Here is a 1,673-nt window from a genome sequence, read left to right on the forward strand (position 1 = left end):
GCAGCAACCGCCGCCGCCACCGCCGGTGGGAGCGGGGGCCGAGGACGTGCCGCCCACGGCCACCGTGGAGAGCAGCTTGGCCGTGTCCTCGTGCCCGGCCGGGCAGCTGGCAGGGGCGGACGACTCGGACATGGGGCGGCTGACCTCGAAGGTGTCGCCGCAGGTCCGGCAGCGGAATTCGTAGCGGGGCATGGGTACAGGTTAGTGGCCGCGGCCTTCGGGTGGGGAGGGCCGGCGCCCCTTGGGGACGCCGGCCACCCGAGGGGTCTCAGCCCGCCCTACGGGGCGCCGCCCGCCCGACGGGAGGTCCTCACACCTTCCGCGCCAACGTCACCCCGTCCGCCACCGGGATCATCACGCTCTCCACCCGCTTGTCGCCCCGCACCCGCTCGTTGAACTCCCGGATCGCCGCCGGGGCACCCGTGGCGTCCGGGTCGATCACCCCGCCGTGCATGAACACGTTGTCCACCACGAGCAGCCCGCCCTGTCGCACGCGCGGCACCAACTCCTCCCAGTACGCGGAGTAGTTGTCCTTGTCCGCGTCCAGGAACACCAGGTCGATATGCGGCTCCTGCGGCAGAGCGGCGAGCGTCTCGAGCGCAGGGGCGATCCGCAGCTCGATCCGGTCGGCCACACCCGCGTCCGCCCAGGCCTGTCGCGCGTACGCGGTCCACTCCTCGGAGACGTCGCAGGCGAGCAGCGTCCCGTCGGCGGGCAGCGCCTGCGCCATCGCGAGCGAGGACATCCCGGTGAACGTGCCCACTTCGACGATGTGCCGCGCCCCTGTGAGCCGTACGAGAAAGGCAAGCAACGGCCCCTGGTCCCGGGCCACTTGCATCCCCGCGGCCCCGGGGAACTTGCTGCGCGTCACCTCGATCAGCTCGCGCTGCACCGCGTTCGGCGGCGGGTTGTGCTCCACCATGTACGCGTAGAGCTCGTCGGTCAGTTGTGTGCGCCTACCGCTGGTCATGCATCCCCTAGGTGTCCGGCCGGTCTCCTGGCCGGCCCTCTGGCCGGCTCCCTCGAAGACTCCGCCCACGGCGGCCGGATCCGCAAGCGGATTGCGTCCCCGAGCGCCACCTGGACCCGAAAGTGCCGCCTACTCCCCCAAGTACCGCAATACGGCCAGCACTCGACGCGAGACCCCCGGCGTCCCCGACAGCTCCAGCTTGTCGAAGATCGCGTTGATGTGCTTCTCCACCCCGCTCTGAGAGATGTGCAGCCGCGCGGCGATCACCGCGTTCGTGTGCCCCTGCGCCATCTCGGCGAGGACCGCCCGTTCCCGTTCCGTCAGCCGCTCAAGGAGATCCGCGTGCCGCGTACGCCCGAGGAGCTGCGCCACCACCTCGGGATCGAAGGCGGCCCGGCCCTGATGCACGCGCTCCAACGCGTCCAGGAATTCGTCGACTTGGACCACCCGGTCCTTGAGCAGATACCCGACGCCTTCGGTCTCCCCGGTCAGCAGCTCGGTGGCGTACCGCTTCTCCACGTACTGCGAAAGCACGAGGACTCCGACGCCCGGCCACCGCTTGCGGATCTCCATGGCCGCCCGCAGCCCCTCGTCGCTGTGCGTCGGCGGCATCCGTACGTCCGCGACCACCACATCGGGCCGCTCCCGCTCGACGGCCGCGAGCAGCTGCTCGGCGTCGCCGACGGCGGCGAGCACCTCGTGG

Annotated in this window: 3 protein-coding genes; all 3 read right to left on the reverse strand. The window is 71.2% G+C overall.

The window, feature by feature from the left end:
* The coding region (locus tag ABT367_RS41330) for an FmdB family zinc ribbon protein (protein WP_352259122.1) at positions 1-192 on the reverse strand (192 nt) is incomplete at its 3' end.
* 118 nt (positions 193-310) lie between these two features.
* The gene (locus tag ABT367_RS41335) at positions 311-970 is read right to left on the reverse strand and encodes an O-methyltransferase (RefSeq protein WP_352259123.1); all 660 of its coding nucleotides are present in this window, start codon (positions 968-970) and stop codon (positions 311-313) included.
* A gap of 129 nt (positions 971-1,099) precedes the next feature.
* On the reverse strand, positions 1,100-1,673 hold a 574-nt coding region (locus ABT367_RS41340), incomplete at its 5' end, for a response regulator transcription factor (protein WP_352259125.1).

Origin of the sequence: Streptomyces mesophilus (assembly GCF_040300965.1) — a bacterium.
Lineage (GTDB): Bacteria > Actinomycetota > Actinomycetes > Streptomycetales > Streptomycetaceae > Streptomyces > Streptomyces mesophilus_A.